The 18,353-nt window shown below is 70.6% G+C and carries 20 protein-coding genes; 14 read left to right on the top strand and 6 right to left on the bottom strand.

Annotated elements, in window-relative coordinates; genetic code table 11:
* The first annotated feature begins 1 nt into the window (after nucleotide 1).
* From AB0230_RS04915 to AB0230_RS04905, 3 genes are read left to right on the top strand one after another with little or no spacing between them, the layout of a single operon-like run.
* On the top strand, nucleotides 2–901 hold the full coding sequence (locus AB0230_RS04915; protein WP_366374288.1) for a carbohydrate ABC transporter permease: 900 nt from the start codon (nucleotides 2–4) through the stop codon (nucleotides 899–901).
* A gap of 33 nt (nucleotides 902–934) precedes the next feature.
* Nucleotides 935–1,798 carry a ketose-bisphosphate aldolase gene (locus tag AB0230_RS04910; protein WP_076673539.1) on the top strand — a complete coding sequence of 288 codons (864 nt, stop codon included), beginning with the start codon at nucleotides 935–937 and terminating at the stop codon, nucleotides 1,796–1,798.
* A gap of 19 nt (nucleotides 1,799–1,817) precedes the next feature.
* Nucleotides 1,818–3,062 carry an ADP-dependent glucokinase/phosphofructokinase gene (locus AB0230_RS04905; RefSeq protein ID WP_366374285.1) on the top strand — a complete coding sequence of 415 codons (1,245 nt, stop codon included), beginning with the start codon at nucleotides 1,818–1,820 and terminating at the stop codon, nucleotides 3,060–3,062.
* Between the two features lie 15 nt (nucleotides 3,063–3,077).
* Here the strand turns inward: AB0230_RS04905 and AB0230_RS04900 are convergent, their stop codons facing one another.
* On the bottom strand, nucleotides 3,078–4,181 hold the full coding sequence (locus tag AB0230_RS04900; RefSeq protein ID WP_366374283.1) for an FUSC family protein: 1,104 nt from the start codon (nucleotides 4,179–4,181) through the stop codon (nucleotides 3,078–3,080).
* A 96-nt stretch (nucleotides 4,182–4,277) separates the two neighbouring features.
* A complete protein-coding gene (locus AB0230_RS04895) occupies nucleotides 4,278–5,243 on the bottom strand; it encodes an alpha/beta fold hydrolase (RefSeq protein WP_315993712.1) in 966 nt (321 codons plus the stop codon).
* Between the two features lie 79 nt (nucleotides 5,244–5,322).
* Here AB0230_RS04895 and AB0230_RS04890 point away from each other — a divergent pair, with 79 nt between their 5' ends.
* Entirely contained in the window at nucleotides 5,323–5,562 is a 240-nt protein-coding gene (locus tag AB0230_RS04890) for a DUF3072 domain-containing protein (RefSeq protein ID WP_315993711.1), read from the top strand.
* Nucleotides 5,563–5,593: 31 nt separating this feature from the next.
* Here AB0230_RS04890 and AB0230_RS04885 read toward each other — a convergent pair whose 3' ends face one another.
* Complete coding sequence (locus tag AB0230_RS04885; protein WP_315993710.1) at nucleotides 5,594–6,082, bottom strand: MarR family transcriptional regulator; 489 nt, start codon at nucleotides 6,080–6,082, stop codon at nucleotides 5,594–5,596.
* Between the two features lie 148 nt (nucleotides 6,083–6,230).
* Between AB0230_RS04885 and AB0230_RS04880 the strand changes: the two genes are divergently transcribed.
* Nucleotides 6,231–6,758, top strand: a complete 528-nt coding sequence (locus AB0230_RS04880) for a MarR family transcriptional regulator (RefSeq protein ID WP_315993709.1) — start codon at nucleotides 6,231–6,233, stop codon at nucleotides 6,756–6,758.
* Nucleotides 6,759–6,851: 93 nt separating this feature from the next.
* Nucleotides 6,852–7,106: a hypothetical protein gene (locus AB0230_RS04875; protein ID WP_366374280.1), complete on the top strand. Its 255-nt coding sequence runs from the start codon at nucleotides 6,852–6,854 to the stop codon at nucleotides 7,104–7,106.
* Between the two features lie 42 nt (nucleotides 7,107–7,148).
* Here AB0230_RS04875 and AB0230_RS04870 read toward each other — a convergent pair whose 3' ends face one another.
* Nucleotides 7,149–7,460, bottom strand: coding sequence for a hypothetical protein (locus AB0230_RS04870; RefSeq protein ID WP_315993707.1), 312 nt, complete (start codon nucleotides 7,458–7,460; stop codon nucleotides 7,149–7,151).
* Between the two features lie 127 nt (nucleotides 7,461–7,587).
* Here AB0230_RS04870 and AB0230_RS04865 point away from each other — a divergent pair, with 127 nt between their 5' ends.
* A complete protein-coding gene (locus AB0230_RS04865; protein ID WP_055959437.1) occupies nucleotides 7,588–7,905 on the top strand; it encodes a hypothetical protein in 318 nt (105 codons plus the stop codon).
* A 3-nt stretch (nucleotides 7,906–7,908) separates the two neighbouring features.
* On the opposite strand, the gene AB0230_RS04860 is transcribed toward AB0230_RS04865, so the two are convergent.
* Complete coding sequence (locus AB0230_RS04860; protein ID WP_315993706.1) at nucleotides 7,909–8,235, bottom strand: hypothetical protein; 327 nt, start codon at nucleotides 8,233–8,235, stop codon at nucleotides 7,909–7,911.
* A 115-nt stretch (nucleotides 8,236–8,350) separates the two neighbouring features.
* Between AB0230_RS04860 and AB0230_RS04855 the strand changes: the two genes are divergently transcribed.
* From AB0230_RS04855 to treZ, 7 genes are all read left to right on the top strand, one after another.
* Nucleotides 8,351–8,503 (top strand): hypothetical protein, encoded by a 153-nt coding sequence (locus AB0230_RS04855; RefSeq protein WP_366374277.1) that lies wholly within the window; start codon nucleotides 8,351–8,353, stop codon nucleotides 8,501–8,503.
* Between the two features lie 43 nt (nucleotides 8,504–8,546).
* Nucleotides 8,547–9,224: a GTP pyrophosphokinase family protein gene (locus AB0230_RS04850; protein ID WP_315993704.1), complete on the top strand. Its 678-nt coding sequence runs from the start codon at nucleotides 8,547–8,549 to the stop codon at nucleotides 9,222–9,224.
* 43 nt (nucleotides 9,225–9,267) lie between these two features.
* Nucleotides 9,268–10,119, top strand: coding sequence for a transposase (locus tag AB0230_RS04845; protein WP_366374275.1), 852 nt, complete (start codon nucleotides 9,268–9,270; stop codon nucleotides 10,117–10,119).
* Entirely contained in the window at nucleotides 10,116–10,598 is a 483-nt protein-coding gene (locus tag AB0230_RS04840; RefSeq protein WP_363387269.1) for a glutaminase, read from the top strand. The genes AB0230_RS04845 and AB0230_RS04840 overlap by 4 nt, the downstream gene beginning before the upstream one ends.
* Before the next feature lie 97 nt (nucleotides 10,599–10,695).
* Complete coding sequence (glgX, locus tag AB0230_RS04835) at nucleotides 10,696–12,918, top strand: glycogen debranching protein GlgX (protein WP_315993701.1); 2,223 nt, start codon at nucleotides 10,696–10,698, stop codon at nucleotides 12,916–12,918.
* Nucleotides 12,919–12,923: 5 nt separating this feature from the next.
* A complete protein-coding gene (gene treY, locus AB0230_RS04830) occupies nucleotides 12,924–15,329 on the top strand; it encodes a malto-oligosyltrehalose synthase (protein ID WP_366374272.1) in 2,406 nt (801 codons plus the stop codon).
* An 84-nt stretch (nucleotides 15,330–15,413) separates the two neighbouring features.
* Nucleotides 15,414–17,165: a malto-oligosyltrehalose trehalohydrolase gene (gene treZ, locus AB0230_RS04825; protein WP_366374270.1), complete on the top strand. Its 1,752-nt coding sequence runs from the start codon at nucleotides 15,414–15,416 to the stop codon at nucleotides 17,163–17,165.
* Nucleotides 17,166–17,204: 39 nt separating this feature from the next.
* On the opposite strand, the gene AB0230_RS04820 is transcribed toward treZ, so the two are convergent.
* The gene (locus tag AB0230_RS04820; RefSeq protein WP_366374268.1) at nucleotides 17,205–18,320 is read right to left on the bottom strand and encodes an ROK family transcriptional regulator; all 1,116 of its coding nucleotides are present in this window, start codon (nucleotides 18,318–18,320) and stop codon (nucleotides 17,205–17,207) included.
* Nucleotides 18,321–18,353 lie beyond the last annotated feature (33 nt).

Genomic DNA, 18,353 nt, shown 5'->3' with positions numbered 1-18,353 from the left:
CATGGCCCTGACCACCCCCGCGCGCCCGCGCGTGTCGACCGCACCGGAACGCCGGCGCCCGTCGAGCACCGTCGCCCGACGACGCCTCGCCAAGACCGCCGTCATGGTCGGTCTGATCCTCGGCGCCGTCTTCGCCGCCGGTCCCGTGCTGTGGATGCTGTCGAGCTCGTTCAAATCGAACACGCAGATCTTCGAGCTGCCGCCGCGTCTGATCACCGACACCTTCTCGTTCGACGCGTACGTGTCGATCTTCACCAACCCCGAGACCGTGCGGTTCTTCATCAACAGCTACGTCGTGGCGGGAGCGGTCACGATCCTGACGCTCCTCGTGGCCATCCAGGCCGCCTACGCCTTCAGCCGCTTCGAGTTCCGCGGCAAGCGCATCGTCAACGTCATCATTGTCAGCGTGCAGGCGGTGCCGCCCATCACACTGCTGATCCCGTACTTCGGTCTCATGGTCGGGCTGGGGCTGTACAACACCTACCCCGGGCTGATCTTCACCTACATGGTGTTCACGCTGCCCTACGCGATCATCATGATGACCGGGTATTTCAACACCCTGCCGAAGGAACTCGACGAGGCCGTCCGCGTCGACGGCGCCGGCTCCTTCACGGCCCTGTGGCGCGTGCTCGTGCCGATCTCGATCCCCGGGATCGTGTCGGTCGGCATCTACACGTTCATGATCGCGTGGAACGAGTTCCTCTTCGCCCTGACCCTCACGCGGACGATCGACATGCGCACGGTGCCGATCGGCATCCAGCTGCTCATGGGCCAGCACTCCTACGAGTGGAACCAGATCATGGCGATGAGCATCCTCGGCTCGATCCCGGTGCTGGTGCTCTTCCTCTTCTTCCAACGCTTCTTCATCAGCGGCCTCACGGCCGGCTCGGTGAAGAGCTGATTCCGACCAACCACCCCGAACAAGGAGAAATCCGTGCTCTACACCGGCAAGTCCATCCTCGACGTGGCGAACGCCCACAGCTTCGCCATCCCGGCCTTCAACATCAGCGACTGGGCGATGTTCACCGGGATCATGGACATCAGCGAGGAGAAGAACGCTCCGGTCATCATCGCCATCCACCCCGACGAGGTGTCGCACATCACGACCGACCTCATCCCCGCCATGCACGCCCGCGCCCACCGGTCGAGCGTGCCCGTGGCCATCCACTGGGACCACGGCGGAACCTACGAGCAGATCATCACCGCGATCCAGGCCGGGTTCACCTCGGTCATGATCGACGCCTCGCTCGAGCCCTTCGAGCAGAACGTCGCCCTGACCCGCAAGGTCGTCGAGGCCGCGCACGCGGTCGGCGTGCAGGTCGAGGGCGAGCTCGGCACGATCGGGGCGAACGACAGCTACGGCGAGTCGGGTGCGGCCGAGATCATCTACACCAACGTCGATGACGCCGTGCGCTTCGTCGAGCAGACGGGCGTCGACAGCCTCGCGATCGCCATCGGCACCTCGCACGGGCTCTACCCCTCCGACAAGAACCCCGAGCTGCGCCACGACCTGCTCGAGCAGATCAAGGCGGCCGTCGGCATCCCGCTCGTGCTGCACGGCGGCTCCAGCAACCCGGATGCCGAACTCGCCCGCGCCGTGTCGCTCGGCATTAACAAGATCAACATCTCCAGCGACATCAAGGTCGCGTACCACGACCGCATGCGCGAGGTGCTCGGCACCGACCGTCGTCTGCGCGAGCCCAACGCCATCCAGCCCGAGCCGATCGCGGCGATGAAGGTGACGGCGGCCGAGAAGATCGACCTGTTCGGTGCCGCCGGCAAGGCCGACCTGTACTGATCGGAGGATGATCGGCGCCATGGCAGAAGACCTCGTCCTCGGGCTCGGCGGAACCGTCGACTACGAGATCCGGTGGGATGCCGCCGTCCTGTCCGCACTCGCGGAGGGGTACGGCATCCGTTCCGACGAGCTGACCACCACGACGCCGATCATCGACGAGCGGGCGCTCGTCGTGACGGTGCTCGCCTTCCTCGCCACGGGCGGGGGAGGCGAGCGCTTCGTCCTCTCCTCCGACATCGTGGAGCGATTCGCGGCGCACTTCGACGTCGAGATCACCCTCGGCGGGACCGGAGTACGGGCGGGGATCGCCCTCGACCGCATCGGCGTCCCGACCGTGCAGCACCTCGTGAGCATCGACGACAACGTGCGCAGGCTGCTCCCGCGGTCGATGCGGGTGGTGTCCTCGGCCACGCGCGACACGCTCGATCCGCACCTCATCGTGCAGTACCCCGCGGGGACGACCGTGCGCCTGGTCGACGCGGAGGTGACCGCTCCCTCGTCGAACCGCCTCATCTTCGCCAATGACGCCCCGAACCGCGAGATGGCGATCGCCGCCGAGCTCGCAGACGCCCTCGCTGACGCCGCCGCGTTCCTCGTCTCGGGCTTCAACACGATGCAGGATGCCGACCTGCTGGCGCGCCGGCTCGACGACCTCGTCGCGGCGATGCGGCGTCTTCCCGCGGACGCCCTCGTGTACTACGAGGACGCGGGGTTCTATCAGCGCGAGCTGTCGGCGGTCGTTCGCGCGCGCCTGCTCGACCGCATCGACGTCTACGGGATGAACGAGGACGAGCTCCAGGAGTACCTCGCCCGGCCCGTCGACCTCCTCTCCCCCGACGACGTCGTCGCGGCGCTCGCCGAGGCCCACGCCCTCATCCCGGCCCGCGCGCTCGTCGTGCACACGAAGTACTGGGCGATCGCGGTGGGGCCCCGCGCCGCGGCCCACCGGCCCGGGCTCGAGAGCGCGGTGCGCACGGCGGCGACGCGCTACCGCCTCGGCGACGCCTGCACCGCGGCCGACCTCGACGAGACGGCGCGTCTGCCCCGTCACGCCGGGGGAGCGGCGGTCGTCGCGGAGGCGGAGCGGGTTCTGTCCGCCGCCGGGGTCGCCGCGTTCGTGGTCGACACCCCGCACCCCACCACCATCGGCCTCGGCGACACCTTCGTCGGAGGGTTCCTCGCGGCCGTTCCGGCGGCGGCGCGGATCGCGACCGCCGCGGCCCTCGAACGGGCCCTCGACGCGGCGGCGATGATCGCGCGCTGATCGCGATCGCTCGTATCACCGCGCCCCGGTGTCGGCATCCGGGTCGGAGAACGGCCCGCACGCCGCGATGACCCGGCGCAGCGCCACGGCGGCCTCCCACCCGTCGAGAGGCTCGTCATCGGCATCCAGTCGTCGAAGGCGCTGCGTGTAGGCGGTGAGCGCGGTGTCGGCCTCGTGGAGCTGCGCGGCGGTGCCCTCCGGCTCGGGCGGTGTGGTCACCAGGCGCGACACCGCGCGAACGGCCGCGGCGAGGGTGCGGCGCGCATCGTCGGGAAGCCGCGTGTCGGCGTCGGGTCCCGCCGTGAGCCGGGTGAGGGCGGCGACGAGCTCGCGGGTCGCGTCCGCGGTGCCGGTCAGCGCGTCGAGACGTCGCCGGCCGAGGTCGCGAGGCGCGTGGAGGCGACGCCCGCGGGGATTGTACCGACGGCTCTCGTCGGCCAGATCCACCTCCTCGCGCACGTCGGCCAGCGTCGCCATGAGTCCCTCCGTCGCGGCCTCCGCGGCCTCGGGGTCGAAGGCGTGACCGGCCAAAGCGTCCGCCATGCGGTCCAGGGCGGCGCCCAGCGCATCGCGCAGCCGCGTCAGACGATCGTCGGCCCGCCCGACGCGCAGCGGAGGCACGACGACGAGGTTCACCACCACGCCCACCAGCACGCCGAAGGCCATCGTCATGAGGTACGACGACGAATAGCCGTCGGGGTCCGCGCCGCCCAGGAGCAGCACGAACAGCGCCGCGATCGCCACCCAGTCGCGGCCGACGCCGAGGGCACGCACCCCGGCCAGCAGCACGCCGATCAGGATCACGACCGCGACCGCGACGATGCGGGGGAGGCCCGTTCCCACCACCGCGAGCGATCCGAGTCCCAACCCGATACCGAGGGCGAGTCCCACCAGCGCCTGGACGCCGCTGGACGCCGAGCGCGCGACCGTGGGGTACATGCTCACGAGCACGCCGAGCGGGGCGTAGTACGAGTACTCGCTCTGGGCGAAGGGAACGAACGGCGCGAGGTACCAGGCGAGGGCGGCGGCCACAGCGGTCTTGGCCGCCAGCAGCAGCCGATCGGCGGAGACGGCGTCGGCCCACCAGCGACGGGGATCGAGGGCGGGGGGAACGGTCATGGGCGCGGAGTGCGGGGGCGAGTCGGCACGTTCCCATGCTGAACGTCGGGCGCACGGTCGTCGCGGGGGTTGCCGCGCCGGAGCAGTCGAGGTACGTCAGCGCCCGGGACGGTACGCGTTCCACAGCACGTGCGCGTGCCGGGCCTTCGCCTTCTCCACCCCGTCGTCGTCGTCGCGCGCCGCGCTGAACCACTCCGCGAGCCGGCTGCCCACGGCCCCGAGCACCATGCGCACGTCGGCGTGCTGCGCCGGCGGGACCGCGGCCTCTGCCGCCGGCATCCGCCCCTTCCGGGGGAGGTCGTCGTCGATGTGGCGCAGCACGAGCCGGGCGACCCCCACCGCGTGGCTGTTGACGACGCAGTGCGCCGCCCCCTCGATCTCCCACCGTCGCGCATCGCGGGCGCGCGTGACCAGGCGCGAGTGCAGCCGCCGTGGCGAGGGGCGGTCGAACTCGCCGCGCAGCAGCAGCAGCTTCGCGTGACCCGCCCCGATGCGGTCGGAGATGCGGTACCGCAGCATGTAAGGGAGCGTCTCGAGGAAGTAGACCAGGCCGCACAGCAGGTACGCCGAGACCGCGAGCAGTGCGACGTGCAGGGATTCGCGGGCGGTCGACTGCACGAAGCGCACCGCCTGCACCACGGCTCCCGACTCCTCCTCGTCGACGACCGGGCTCACGAGCACGGCGTGCGACAGCTCGGGCCGGCGCGAGAGCACCTCCGTCACGACCTGGGTCCCCATCGAATGCCCGATGAGCACGGGGTCGGTCAGGCCGTAGTGGTCGAGCACGCCCTCCACCTGGTCGGCGAAGAAGGAGGCGGTGGGCTGTGCACCGGATGCCGGCACCCCGGCGAACCCGGGGAGGTCGAGGGCGTAGACCTCGCCCCGCTCGGCCAGTAGCGGCGCGAGGAATTCGAAGTAGGTCGACGCCACCCCGATGCCCGCGATCAGCACGAAGGAGCGCCCCTCGGTCGCGCCGGTCGACAGACGCGTGATGCGCGTGCGGGCACGGGAGGAACGGTACGACTCGACCTGCACGTCGATCGAACGGTGGTCGGAGGCCATCCTTCAAGGATGCCGCACCCGGTGGGGCGACCTGTCAATCCCGGGGGGTGTGCCGGACTCCGCCGCCTAGCCTGCCGGAATGAGCGATACCTCCCGCGAAGAAGAGACCCTGGGTGCCGTCCGCGAGGGTGAGAACCCCGCCGAGAAGGACCCGTCCGACTGGGTCACCGGTGATGAGCCGATGACCGCTCCCCAGCGCAGTTACCTCGACACCCTCGCTCGCGAGGCAGGCGAGGAGATCCCGGCCGACCTCACGAAGGCCGAGGCCTCGGAGCAGATCGACCGCCTGCAGAACGAGACCGGTCGCGCCACCGAGTGACCGGCGTCGCCGAGCGTCCCGTACGTGCCGATCAGGCCGTGCGGGACGCTTCGTCGTCCGCGGCCATGGCGTCCGTGTCCGCTCGCTCGCCCCGCGCGATGTCGTCGAGGAAGTCGGCGACGATGCGGCGCTCCGCGGGCCCGAGCTTCGCCGCGGCCGCGGTGGCCGACGCGCGCCGTACCGACAGGATGCGGCGGGCGGGGGAGGAATCGGCGATCGTCTCGCGCACGACGATGGACCGTCGGTCGCCGGGGTAGGGCTCGCGCTCGACCCACCCGGCTTCGGCCAGGCGGTCGATGAGCGCCGTTGTCGCCGCCGAGGAGATCCCCAGCATGGCGGCGAGCATCCGCGGCGTGACCGGCTCGTCGTCGGGCAGCCGCTGCAGCAGGAAGCGCAGCACCTTCGCGTCGTTCGGGCCGATCCCCAATGTGGACAGAGCCGCACGCTCGGAGGCGATGCCCGAGTCGGTGAGGTCGTTGAGGGCTTTCACCACGTCGTCCGTGCTCGCCGTGCCACTCATTTCGCCTCCCCTCAGTCTCGCTGCGCTAGTGTCTCCGATGTCGATCTACGCGTGTGTCGAGTAGATAGCTGATCTACTTACCATCGTACCTGTGCACCACGCGCATCGGCAGGGGGCTGGACGAGCTCCCCTGACGTAAGCTGCCCTGGTGGAAAACGGGTCCGAGTCGTCGCGTTACTGGTACGGCGCGAGCGAAGAAGATCGCCGCCGCCGCGCCGTCGACGTCCTGCAGGCCTTCCGCGTGTACCGTGCGGCCGAGGTCGCGATGCGGCGTCGCACGCGCGAATCGATGTCGATGGGCGAGAACGAGCTCCTCGTTCTGCGATACCTGCTCAAGGCGGCCGGGCAGGACCGCCAGGTCTCGCCCAGCGAGCTCACGCGCTACCTCGGCGTCTCCACGGCGTCGACCACCGCGATCGTCGACCGTCTCGAGAAGACCGGCCATGTCACGCGCGTGCCGCACCCCACCGACCGTCGCAGCATCTTCATCGTGGCCACCGCGGCGAGCGACGAGGAGGTGCGCGCCACCCTCGGGTCGATGCACTCCCGCATGATGGCGGCCGTCGTCGACATGACGCCCGAGGAGAGCTCGGCCGTCGTCGCGTGTCTCGGTCGTCTGCAGGATGCGGTCGATCAGGTCGACCCCCACCCCGTGACGGTGGACGCCGCGCAGTGAGCGGATGCCGGTCGCACGGGCGCTAAGAAGGTAGCCGACCTTCCTTCCTCCGCAGCATTAGGCGCCCCGGCGGAGCCGTGAAACCATGAAGTCATGGATGACAAGGCGGTGGATGTGCCCGAGACCGCTCGTGCGTCCGACGCCCTGCCGTCGGTCGACGGCGTGCAGGTCGCCTCGTTCCGCGGCGTCCTCTCGCGTCTGCGCGAAGACTATCCCGGCGAAGATCCCGCCCGCATCGAGGCGATCGTCCTCCGCGAGTGGGAGGCGTTCTCGGCAGGTCGGCCGCTGGTCGTTCCCGCCGCCGTCGAAGAGGGAGCTCGCGAGATCCTCGGTCAGCCGCCGGCCTGAACCGGACGGCACGCGAGGGCGTACGCGGGCGCTGCGGCCGGCTCAGGCTCCGGGCTGATCCGGTTCCGGAACGAGCAGCAGACCGCCGGAGGAGTTCGCGGACGTCGCGAGGGCCTCGATCCAGGCGCGGCTGAGGAGGGCGGGCTCGGGCTCGTCGAACACGAACCGCAGCGGAATCGACGGGTGCAGCCAGACGGTGCTGCGCCCCACCTCCTGTCCGGGGCCGTGCGTCCACGACAGGGTGAAGCTCTCGCCACGACGCAGCTTGGTCGCGATGACCACCTTGACGTGCGCGAGGGCGCGGTCCTCGATCTCGATCGGCGTCGCAACGTCGCCGTAGTACAGCGTTCCCACACCCGAACGCTACTCGCCGAGAGACCGACGGCTCCCGGGGGTTGCCCCACGGGCGGTGCGCGTGGCACCCGACCGGCCGGATCGCGGTTCCCGGACGAAGCTGCGTTCCTCGACTAGGATTTTCCGCATGGGCCGATTCATCTACGACACCGTCGCGAACGCCGTCGACATCGATGACCGCACGCTGGCGCACCTTCGCATCGTGGTGATGAACAAGCTGCGCCGCTCCGAGTCGTTCATGTTCGATGTCGAGGTCGGCGACGGCAGCGGTCGCCGCAGCTTCTGGATGCACCCGTCGGTGCCGATCCAGTTCCACTTCTACGGCAGCCGTCAGCCGCGCATCAACCGCGTGTGGGTCGAAGACCTCATGCTCGCGGCATCCGGCCCTAACGGCCTGGCCATCACGCCGGAGCCGAGCGAGGACGCCCACGTCGAGGAGGGCTGACCTCTAGCGCTTCTCGGCGTCCTGCGCGGGAGCGACGTCCTCGGGGACGAGCATTATGCCGCCCGAGGAGTTCGCCGAGTCGGCGAGCCGCTCGATCCATTCCCTGCTGAGGGTCGTGGGTTCGGCATCGTCGAAGACGAACCGCAGTGGGATCGCCGGGTGCAGCCACAGCGTGCTGCGACCGCGCTCCTCGTCGTCGCGGTGCCGCCACGAGAGCGTGAAGCTCTCGCCGCGGCGGAGCTTCGTCGAGATCACGACTTTCAGGTGGGCCAGAGCGCGGTCCTCGATGTGCACCGTGGTGCCGCTTCCGCCGTAGTGGATGGTCCCCATGCCCTCACGATACGCCAGGGGCCGCGCGGATACGCCCGCGATCGACGGGTGTCAAGACCACCACTCGCGTCCCGAGGGCCTGTCACAGTGGAGGCACTGCACGGAAGGAGGCGCCGTGACACATCCCCCCACCCCTCGGCATCCCGAACCGGCGGGCGACCCCGACGACCTGCCAGAGGTCTTCCGCGGACTGATCGGCATCGACGTCGTGGACGGTGAATTGGTTCCGCGCGCGACGGAGCCGCCGCTCGCAGCTCCGCACGCATGATGCTCCCAGCGACCTCGTAGCCGCCGCGGCTACCGTCGGAGGCATGTCGGACCCGCTGGACGATCAGCAGATCACCGTTTCCGGGGCGGCGTTGCGGGCTCTTCGCGACGAGTTCCAGCGTTTCCTCATGGAGTACCGTTTCGGGCTCGCGGAGGTCGAGACCAAGATCTCGATCCTGCGCGAGGAGTTCCAGGAGATGCACGCCTACAACCCCATCGAGCACGTCTCGAGCCGGGTCAAGTCGCCGGACAGCCTGGTCGACAAGGTGCGGCGGAAGGGCATCGACGCCGACTTCGACTCCATCCGCTCCGCCATCACCGACATCGCCGGCATCCGGGTCACCTGCAGCTTCATCGACGACGCCTACCGGCTCTCCGATCTTCTCACCCGGCAGGACGACATCACCGTCCGCGACGTCAAGGACTACATCGCCGAGCCGAAGGCGAACGGGTACAAGAGCCTGCACGTCATCGTCGAGGTGCCGGTGTATCTCTCGACGGGGCGGGTCGACGTCCCGGTCGAGGTGCAGTTCCGCACCATCGCGATGGACTTCTGGGCGAGCCTCGAGCACAAGATCTACTACAAGTACGACCGGCTCGTGCCGGCGGACCTGCTGGCCGAGTTGAAGAACGCCGCCGACACGGCCGCCGAGCTCGACACCCGGATGGAACGTCTGCACCGTGAGATCCGCGGTCCGCGCCCGGGCGTCGTCTCGCTCTGATCCGCAGGTGGTCGACGCGGCCGTGGGCGACGACAATGAGGGGATGAGCGACGACGCCGCCCGCCTGGACGAAGCCGCCGCCGAGCTGCTCGCCCTGCCCCCCGCACGGTTCACCGCCGCCCGGAACGAACGCGCTGCCGCCGCGGGCGGTGCCCTCGGGCGCGGTATCGCGAAGCTGCGGAAGCCGACGGCGGCGGCGTGGGCCGTGAACCTCCTCGTCGTCGACGGGCAGCTGGGGGAGGCCGTGGAGCTGTCGCGCGCCCTGCACGAGGCCCAGGACGACCTGGACGCCGCGGAGCTGGCGCGTCTGGGGCGCCAGCGCCGCCAGCTCGTCGCCGCCCTCGCGCGCCGCGCGGCCGACCTGGCGGCCGAGGCGGGCACCCCGCTCAGTGCGGCCGTCACGGACGCGGTCGAGAAGACCGTCAACGCCGCGGTGGTCGATGCGACCGTGGCGGCGGTGGTGCTCACCGGCAGACTCGTCGCCGCGATCGACCTGGCCGATCTCGACGCCTCCGCCCTGGGCGCCGCTGTGGCGGGCTCGGTCCCCGCCGCCGCCCCTGCCCCCGCTCCGCCCGACGACCTGGCGGCGCGTCGCGCGCGCAAGGCCGCGGAGCGCGCGGTGCGCGAAGCGGAGCGCGCGCAGGCGGACGCCGAACGCGAGAAGGCCGCGGCCGACAAGCGTCTCGCCACGGCCCGTGAGCGTGCAGATCGACTGCGCGAGCGGGTCGACGGGCTCCGCGCCGACCTGCGCCGTGCCGAGGCCGAAGCGACGAAGGCCGAGGGGACGGTGGCCGAACACGAGAAGACGCAGCGCGACGCCGCGGTGGCCGCCCGCGACGCGGCGCGCGCACGCGAACGCGCGGAGGCCGCGCGAGACGCGGGAGCGGACGCATGACCGACGCCGCGACCCTGTTCGATGCCGCCCGGGCCCGTCTCGTCGACGCCCCGCGCGAGCGGATCGGCGAGCTGCAGGAGGGGCGGCGGCTGCTCGGCATCCGGCGTGCTCCCCGCATCGTGCCGCGTGGAACGGCGTGGCACCTCGGGGTGCTGCTCGTGACCGATGACGAGGTGCTCGCGACCGGCGACATCGTCCGAGCCCGCGCCGAGGTGCGTCGTGGTTTCGCGGCGGAGTCGCAACGGCGCCGCGCCGAGCTCGCCGCCGCCGCCGCTCGCGGCGGTGTTCCCGAGGGCGAGACGGTGCACATCGGGTGGCATCCGGTGGATCCGTCCCGGCTCGAGGCGGCCTCGCGGCCGCTCGCGGTGCGAGAGGGAGAGACGCTCGTGCGGTGGAGCGTCGCGGGCGGCTGGATGCCGCTGGCGAGGTACCTCGACGAGCGCGTCGAGCTGCTGCGGCATCCGCCCGAGCGCGCGTGAGATCCCCCGTGCACAAAGACCCGCGCGCATAGTCGGGGGCGCCCCGGGTGTCAACAGCCGTGACCCCGCCCGTTCGCGGAAACGACGCTGGTCTATCGTGAGCGACGTGCAGCAGGTATGGCCAGGATCCAGTTATCCCCTCGGGGCCACTTACGACGGTAACGGGACGAATTTCGCCCTGTTCAGTGAGGGGGCAGAGAAGGTAGAGCTCTGCCTCTTCGATGAGGACGGAACGGAGACGTGCTTCGAGCTGATCGACGTCGACGCGTTCGTCTGGCACGCCTACCTCCCCAACATCCTCCCCGGGCAGCGGTACGGCTATCGCGTCCACGGCGAGTACGACCCGGCGAACGGCAAGCGCTTCAACCCCGCGAAGCTCCTGCTCGACCCGTACGCGAAGGCCGTCGAGGGACAGGTCGACTGGGGCCAGGCGGTCTTCAGCTACGAGTTCGGCGACCCCGACTCGTTCAACGACGAGGACTCCGCCCCGCACATGATGAAGGGCGTGGTCGTGAACCCGTTCTTCGACTGGTCGGGCGACCGCCAGCCGAAGATCCCCTACGCCGAGAGCTTCATCTACGAGGCGCACGTGAAGGGCCTCACCCAGCTGCACCCCGACGTGCCCGAGGAGCTGCGCGGCACCTACGCCGGCATCGCGCACCCGGCCGTCATCGACCATCTCAGGAAGCTCGGCGTCACGGCGATCGAGCTCATGCCGGTGCACCAGTTCGTCAACGACTCCACGCTCGAGGAGAAGGGGCTGTCGAACTACTGGGGCTACAACACCATCGCGTTCCTCGCCCCCCAGAACACCTACTCCTCCACCGGCGACCACGGTCAGCAGGTGCAGGAGTTCAAGGCCATGGTCAAGGCCCTGCACGCCGCCGGTATCGAGGTCATCCTCGACGTGGTCTACAACCACACCGCCGAGGGCAACCACATGGGCCCGACCCTGTCGATGCGCGGCATCGACAACGAGGCCTACTACCGCCTCGAAGACGACGACAAGCGCTATTACACCGACTACACCGGCACCGGCAACAGCATGAATGTGGGCAACCCCCACACGCTGCAGCTGATCATGGACTCGCTGCGCTACTGGGTGCTCGAGATGCACGTCGACGGCTTCCGCTTCGACCTCGCCTCCACCCTCGCGCGCGAGTTCTACGAGGTCGACCGCCTCGCGGCGTTCTTCGAGCTCGTGCAGCAGGATCCGATCGTCTCGCAGGTCAAGCTCATCGCCGAGCCGTGGGACGTCGGCCCCGGGGGCTACCAGGTCGGCAACTTCCCGCCCCAGTGGACCGAGTGGAACGGCAAGTACCGCGACACGGTGCGCGACTTCTGGCGCGGCGAGCCGCAGGCCCTGGGCGAGTTCGCCTCGCGCCTGACCGGTTCGGCCGACCTCTACGAGCACTCGGGCCGTTTCCCGGTGGCATCCATCAACTTCGTCACCGCTCACGACGGCTTCACGCTGCGCGACCTCGTGTCGTACAACGACAAGCACAACGACGCCAACGGCGAGGACAACAACGACGGCGAATCGCACAACCGCTCCAGCAACATGGGCGTCGAGGGTCCCACCGACGACCCCGAGGTGCTGAAGCGTCGGGCGCAGCAGCAGCGCAACTTCATCGCGACGCTTCTGCTCAGCCAGGGCGTGCCGATGCTGCTGCACGGCGATGAGCTCGGCCGCACGCAGGGCGGCAACAACAACGGCTACGCCCAGGACAACGAGATCACGTGGGTGGACTGGTCGAACATCGACGCCCCGCTCATCGAGTTCACGGCTGCCCTCGCCCGCCTGCGCAAGCAGCACCCCACCTTCCGCCGCAGCCGGTTCTTCGACGGCCGCCCCGTGAAGATGGAGGAGGGTGCGCCGGTTCCCGACGTGGTCTGGCTGCGCCCCGACGGCTCGCTCATGCAGCCGGAGGACTGGGACAACGGCTTCGGTCTCGCCGTGGGCGTCTTCCTCAACGGCCAGGGCATCCGCGAGCGCGACCGCCGCGGCGAGTCGATCAGCGACGACCACTTCCTCGTGCTGTTCAACGCCGGCGACGACAAGGTCGACTTCCAGCTCCCCGACTTCGACTACGCCCCCAAGTGGGACGCGTACGTCGACACCGCGGGGGAGCGGGCGAACACCGAGCCGCTCGGGCCCGGCGAGACGCTGCCGCTCGAGCCGAAGTCGCTCATCGTGCTGCGCGAGCACCACCTGCCCGAGCCCGAGGTCGACCACTCGGTCGCTGCCTCGCTCACGGCGCAGATCCCGGTGGTCGGCACCGACGACCTGCCCGGCCAGGCGCCCAAGCCGGAGCTGTGAGCGACATGCGGACTCCGCTCTCGACCTACCGCCTGCAGATCCGCGAATCGTTCACCCTCGACGACGCCGCCGAGGTCACGGGATACCTCCGTGACCTCGGGGTCTCGTGGGCGTACCTGTCGCCGATCCTCGAAGCCACGCCCGGCTCCGACCACGGCTACGACGTCGTCGATGTTTCGCGCGTCGATCCCGCGCGCGGGGGTGCGGAGGGTCTCGACCGTTTCGTGCGTTCCGCGCGCGCCGACGAGCTCGGCATCCTGATCGACATCGTGCCCAATCACATGGGCGTCTCGGAGCCGCGCAGCAACGCGTGGTGGTGGGACGTGCTGCGCCAGGGCCGCGGGTCGACGCACGCGGACGCGTTCGACATCGACTGGGACTTCGGCGGCGGCAAGGTGCGCGTGCCGGTGCTCGGCGATCACCTGGACGCGGTGGTCGACGAGATCTCGTACGACCCGGCGCCCGCCGACGACGCACCCGACGGTCTGATCCGCTACTACGACCACGCTTTCCCGGTCGCGCCGGGAACGGGGACGGATGCCGCGGCCTCGGGCTCGCGCGACGCGATCGAAGCCCTCCTCGACGCCCAGAACTTCGAGCTGCGGTTCTGGCAGGACGAGGCGGACGACCTCAACTATCGGCGCTTCTTCGCCGTCACGACCCTCGCGGGTGTGCGCGTCGAGGTGCCCGAGGTGTTCGACGCCACGCACGTCGAGATCCTCCGCTGGGTGCGCGAGGGGCTCGCCGACGGCCTGCGGGTCGACCACCCCGACGGTCTCGTCGACCCGGGCGGCTACCTCGACCGGCTCGCGGTCGCGCTCGAGGAGGCCGGTGACGGCGAGGTCGGCTACGTGCTGGGCGAGAAGATCCTCGAGCACGGCGAGGCGCTTCCCTCCTGGTGGAAGACCGCCGGCACGACCGGCTACGACGCCCTCGCCGAGATCGACCGCGTGCTCACCGACCCCGCGGGCGAGGCGGCGCTCGACGGCCTCGATGCGCGCCTGCGCGCCGACAGCGACCTCGCGCCGCTCACCGGCTGGCACGACCTGATCCACGACACCAAGCGCAAGATCGCCGATTCGATACAGGTCTCGGAGATCCGCCGGCTCGTGCGCGGCCTCCCGACGGCCCTCCGCGAGGAGTTCGAGGCCGACGTCCTCCAGGACGCCCTCGCCGAGATCCTCGCGTGCTTCCCCGTCTACCGCTCCTACCTTCCCGCCGGTCGTGCGCACCTCGACGCTGCCGCGGGTGAGGCCGAGGTGCGCCGGCCGGAGCTCGGCGACGTGATCGAGAAGCTCGTCCCGGTGCTCGCCGACACGAGCCTCGAGGTCGCGTGGCGGTTCCAGCAGACGACCGGGCCCGTCATGGCCAAGGGCGTCGAGGACACGGCGTTCTACCGCTACACGCGGCTGGGCTCGCTGACCGAGGTGGGCGGCGACCCCGGCGAGTTCTCGCTCGACGTTGCGGGCTTCCACACCGCGCAGGCGCTGCGGCACGCGTCATGGCCCACCGCCATGACGACCCTGTCGACGCACGACACCAAGCGCGGCGAGGACACGCGCGCCCGCATCGCGGTGCTCGCGGAGATCCCGGAGCGCTGGGCCGAGGTGCTGGCGGAGTTCCGGGGTATCGCCTCCACCGGGCACGGCCCCTTCGACGCGCTGCTGTGGCAGGCCATCATCGGTGCCTGGCCGGCCTCGGCATCCACTCCTGAGGGGCTGAAGATCTACCGCGAACGCCTGCACGCCTACGCCGAGAAGGCGGCACGCGAGGCGAGCGAGGTCACCGGATGGTGGGAGCAGGACGAGGCCTTCGAGGAGCGCATGCACGCGGTCGTCGACGCGGCCACCGGTCCCGCCGCCGAGCGCGTCCGCGCCTTCGTCGACGAGATCTCTCCCGCAGGCTGGTCGAACGGTCTCTCGGCGAAGCTGCTGCAGATCATGGGCCCCGGCGTCCCCGACGTCTACCAGGGCTCGGAGCTGTGGGAGCAGTCGCTCGTCGACCCCGACAACCGTCGTGCTGTCGACTTCGCCGAGCGGCGTCGGATGCTCGCCGAGATCGACGCCCCGGGGGCCCGCCCCCCGCTCGTGGATGCCACGGGGGCGGCGAAGCTGCTCGTCACCTCGCGCGCGCTGCGGCTGCGTCGGGAGCACCCGTTGGAGATCTACCGTCCGCTGGAGGCTGCCGGGGTGGCATCCGATCACGTCGTGGCGTTCGATCGCGGCGGTGTCTTCACCGTCGCGACGCGCCTGCCCCACGGGCTGCAGGCCGCGGGAGGGTGGCGCGAAACGGTCGTGCTGCTGCCGGACGTGCCGGTCGTCGACGTGCTGACCGGTCGCTCGTTCGCCGGTGGCCCGACCCCCCTCGCCGACCTGCTGGCGTTCCTCCCGGTCGCCCTGCTGATCTTCTGACCTGAACGCGTGAGGCGCCGAGATTCGTCGCCTCACGCGCTCCCGCAGCGACAATTTCTGGCACCTCACGCGTAAGGACATCTCATGAGCATCGACGTTTGGGCACCCAAGAGCACGCGGGTGCGGCTGCGCCGGCTGGACGACAGCGGCGACACCGTCGTGGAGGACATCGAGATGACGTCGGCATCGGACGGCTGGTGGACCGCGCCGATCGACCTCGCCGACGGCGAGCGCTACGGCTTCGTCCTCGGCGACGGCGACGACCTGCGTCCCGATCCGCGGTCGCGGCGCCAGCCCGGCGGCGTGCACGAGGCGTCGGCGTGGTTCGACCCCTCGGTGTACGCGTGGAACGACAGTGCCTGGACGGGCAAGCAGCTCGCGGGCGGGCTGATCTACGAGCTGCACCTCGGCACCTTCACGCCCGAGGGGACCCTGGATGCCGCGATCGGGCGCCTCGACCACCTCGTCGACCTCGGCGTCACCCACGTGGAGCTGCTGCCGGTGAACGGCTTCAACGGCACGTGGAACTGGGGCTACGACGGCGTGCTCTGGTACACGGTGCACGAGGCGTACGGCGGACCCGAGGCCTACCAGCGCTTCGTCGACGCGGCGCACGCCGCGGGCCTGGCCGTCATCCAGGACGTCGTCTACAACCACCTCGGACCCTCGGGCAACTACCTGCCGGAGTTCGGCGAGTACCTCCGCGAGGGCAGCCGCAACACGTGGGGCGACTCGGTCAACCTCGACGAGGATGCCGTGCGCGCCTACATCGTCGAGAACGCCCTCATGTGGATGAGCGACTACCACGTCGACGGGCTGCGCCTGGATGCCGTGCACGCGCTGCTCGACCACCGCGACCCGCACGTGCTGCAGGAGATCGCGGAGCGCACCGACGCCCTGTCGGCGCACCGCGGCATCCCGCTCACGACCATCGCCGAGAGCGACATGAACGACCCGAAGCTCATCCTGCCTCGCGAGGCGGGCGGGTACGGGCTCACCGCGCAGTGGTCGGACGACTGGCACCACACCGCGCACGTCGCCCTCACCGGCGAGACGATCGGCTACTACGAGGACTTCGCCGATCGGGATGCGTTCCGCAAGGTGAGCGAGGGCGGCTTCTTCCACGACGGCACGTACTCGTCGTTCCGCGAGGAGAAGCACGGCAAACCGATCCCGGAAGATGTGCCGAACTGGCGCCTGGTGACCTTCGCCCAGGACCACGACCAGATCGGCAACCGCGCGGCGGGCGATCGCCTCTCGCAGTCCCTCGACTACGACCACCTCGCCGCGGCAGCCGTGCTGACGCTCACCGCTCCCGGGACGCCGATGCTCTTCATGGGCGAGGAGTGGGGCGCCACCACGCCCTGGCAGTTCTTCACCTCGCACCCTGAGCCCGAGCTCGGGAAGGCCACCGCCGAGGGGCGCATCGCCGAGTTCGCGAAGATGGGCTGGGACGAGTCCACCGTCCCCGACCCGCAGGACCCGTCGACCTTCGAGAACTCGAAGCTCGACTGGGACGAGGTCGGCGAGGGCGACCATGCGCAGCTGCTCGGTCTCTACCGGGAGCTGGCGAAGCTCCGGCGCGAGCGCCCCGAGCTGACCGACCCGTCTCGCGACGGGTTGTCGGCGGCGGCCCGCGAGGCCGAGGGTGGACGCGTGTACGAGCTGCGTCGCCGTGACCTCGTGGTCGTGGTCAACCTCTCGGATGCCGAAGCCTCGGCATCCGTCGCCTCCGGTGCGCGCGTGCTGCTCGCCACCGCGGAGGGCGTGGTGCTCGACGGCACTGCGCTGAGCGTGCCGGCGGGGGCGAGTGCGATCGTGGGGCCGGTGCTCTGACGTCTCGCTGACGGCCCCGTCCCGCGCCGGACGGGGCCGTCAGAGTGTCTGCGGGATGCGCCCCATCTCGGCCTGGATCGCCACGGCTGCGGCTCCCCGCGCCCACGCCGAGAAGCCGGCACGGTCGACGTGCACCCGCACCGGTGTCGAGCCGCCGGGACGGACGCGCGCGAGGGCCTCGTCGACGCGGTCCCGCGCGAGGTCGACGATCGCGGTCGCCTCGCCGGCGAGCACGATGTCGGCCTGCAGCGACAGGTTCGCGGCCAGAGCGCACAGGATGCCGAGGGCCTCGCCGGCGTCGTCGATCGCGGCCCGGGCCGTCGGTTCCCCGTCGCGGGCGAGCGAGAACACGTCGTCCGCGCCCACCGTGCGTCCGAGGTCCCGCGACACCCGCGCGGTCAGCGCGCCGGTGGTCAGCAGGGCGTCGGCGCAGCCGCGATGTCCCTGCGGGCAGGAGGGGCCGTCGGCGAGGAGGGGGAGGTGACCGACGGTGCCGTGGGCCGCGTCGGGGGAGCGGACGGTGCGCCCCTCCACGACGAGGCCGAGACCGACACCGGCGCCGATCGTCACGACGGCGAATCCGGGGATGCCCCGTCCGACGCCGAACCAGCGCTCGGCGTCGGTGAGGGCTACAACGTCGTTCTCGAGCGCGACCGGGATTCCGAGCCGCTCGGCGAGCATCTCGGCGAACGGCACGTTCCGCCACTCGAGGAACGGGGCGTCCAGGGCGACACCGCCCTGCACGTGCCCCCCGAGTGCGACGCCGACGCCGCGTACCCCGCTCACGGCCTCCACGAGGCCCGCGATCGTCGTGGCGACCGCGTCGGGGGAGATGTCGGCGAGGGCGCTCTCGTGCGCGGCGATCACCTGGGCGCGCATGTCGGTGGTGACCAGGTACAGGCGCTCACCGGTCAGCTTCACTCCCACGAAGGTCCCGGCGGTGGGGGAGAGGTCGAGAGGACGCGATGGGCGGCCGACCGATCCCGGACCGCCGCCGTCGTCGCGCTCGACGAGCAGCCCCGCGTCGAGCAGCGGACGCGTGAGACGGGTCAGGCTCGCCGGTGACAGGTGCAGGCGCGTCGCGAGAGCGCTGCGAGAGAGCGGCCCGTGGATGAGCACCTCGCGCGCGACGGCGGCTTCGCTGTCGGTGAGCATGGCGGCCTCCTCGTCGATCGAGCGCGAATAACT

Source organism: Microbacterium sp. NPDC089190 (genome assembly GCF_040701795.1).
GTDB lineage: Bacteria > Actinomycetota > Actinomycetes > Actinomycetales > Microbacteriaceae > Microbacterium > Microbacterium galbum.
This window is presented reverse-complemented; position numbering and strand designations above follow the sequence as displayed.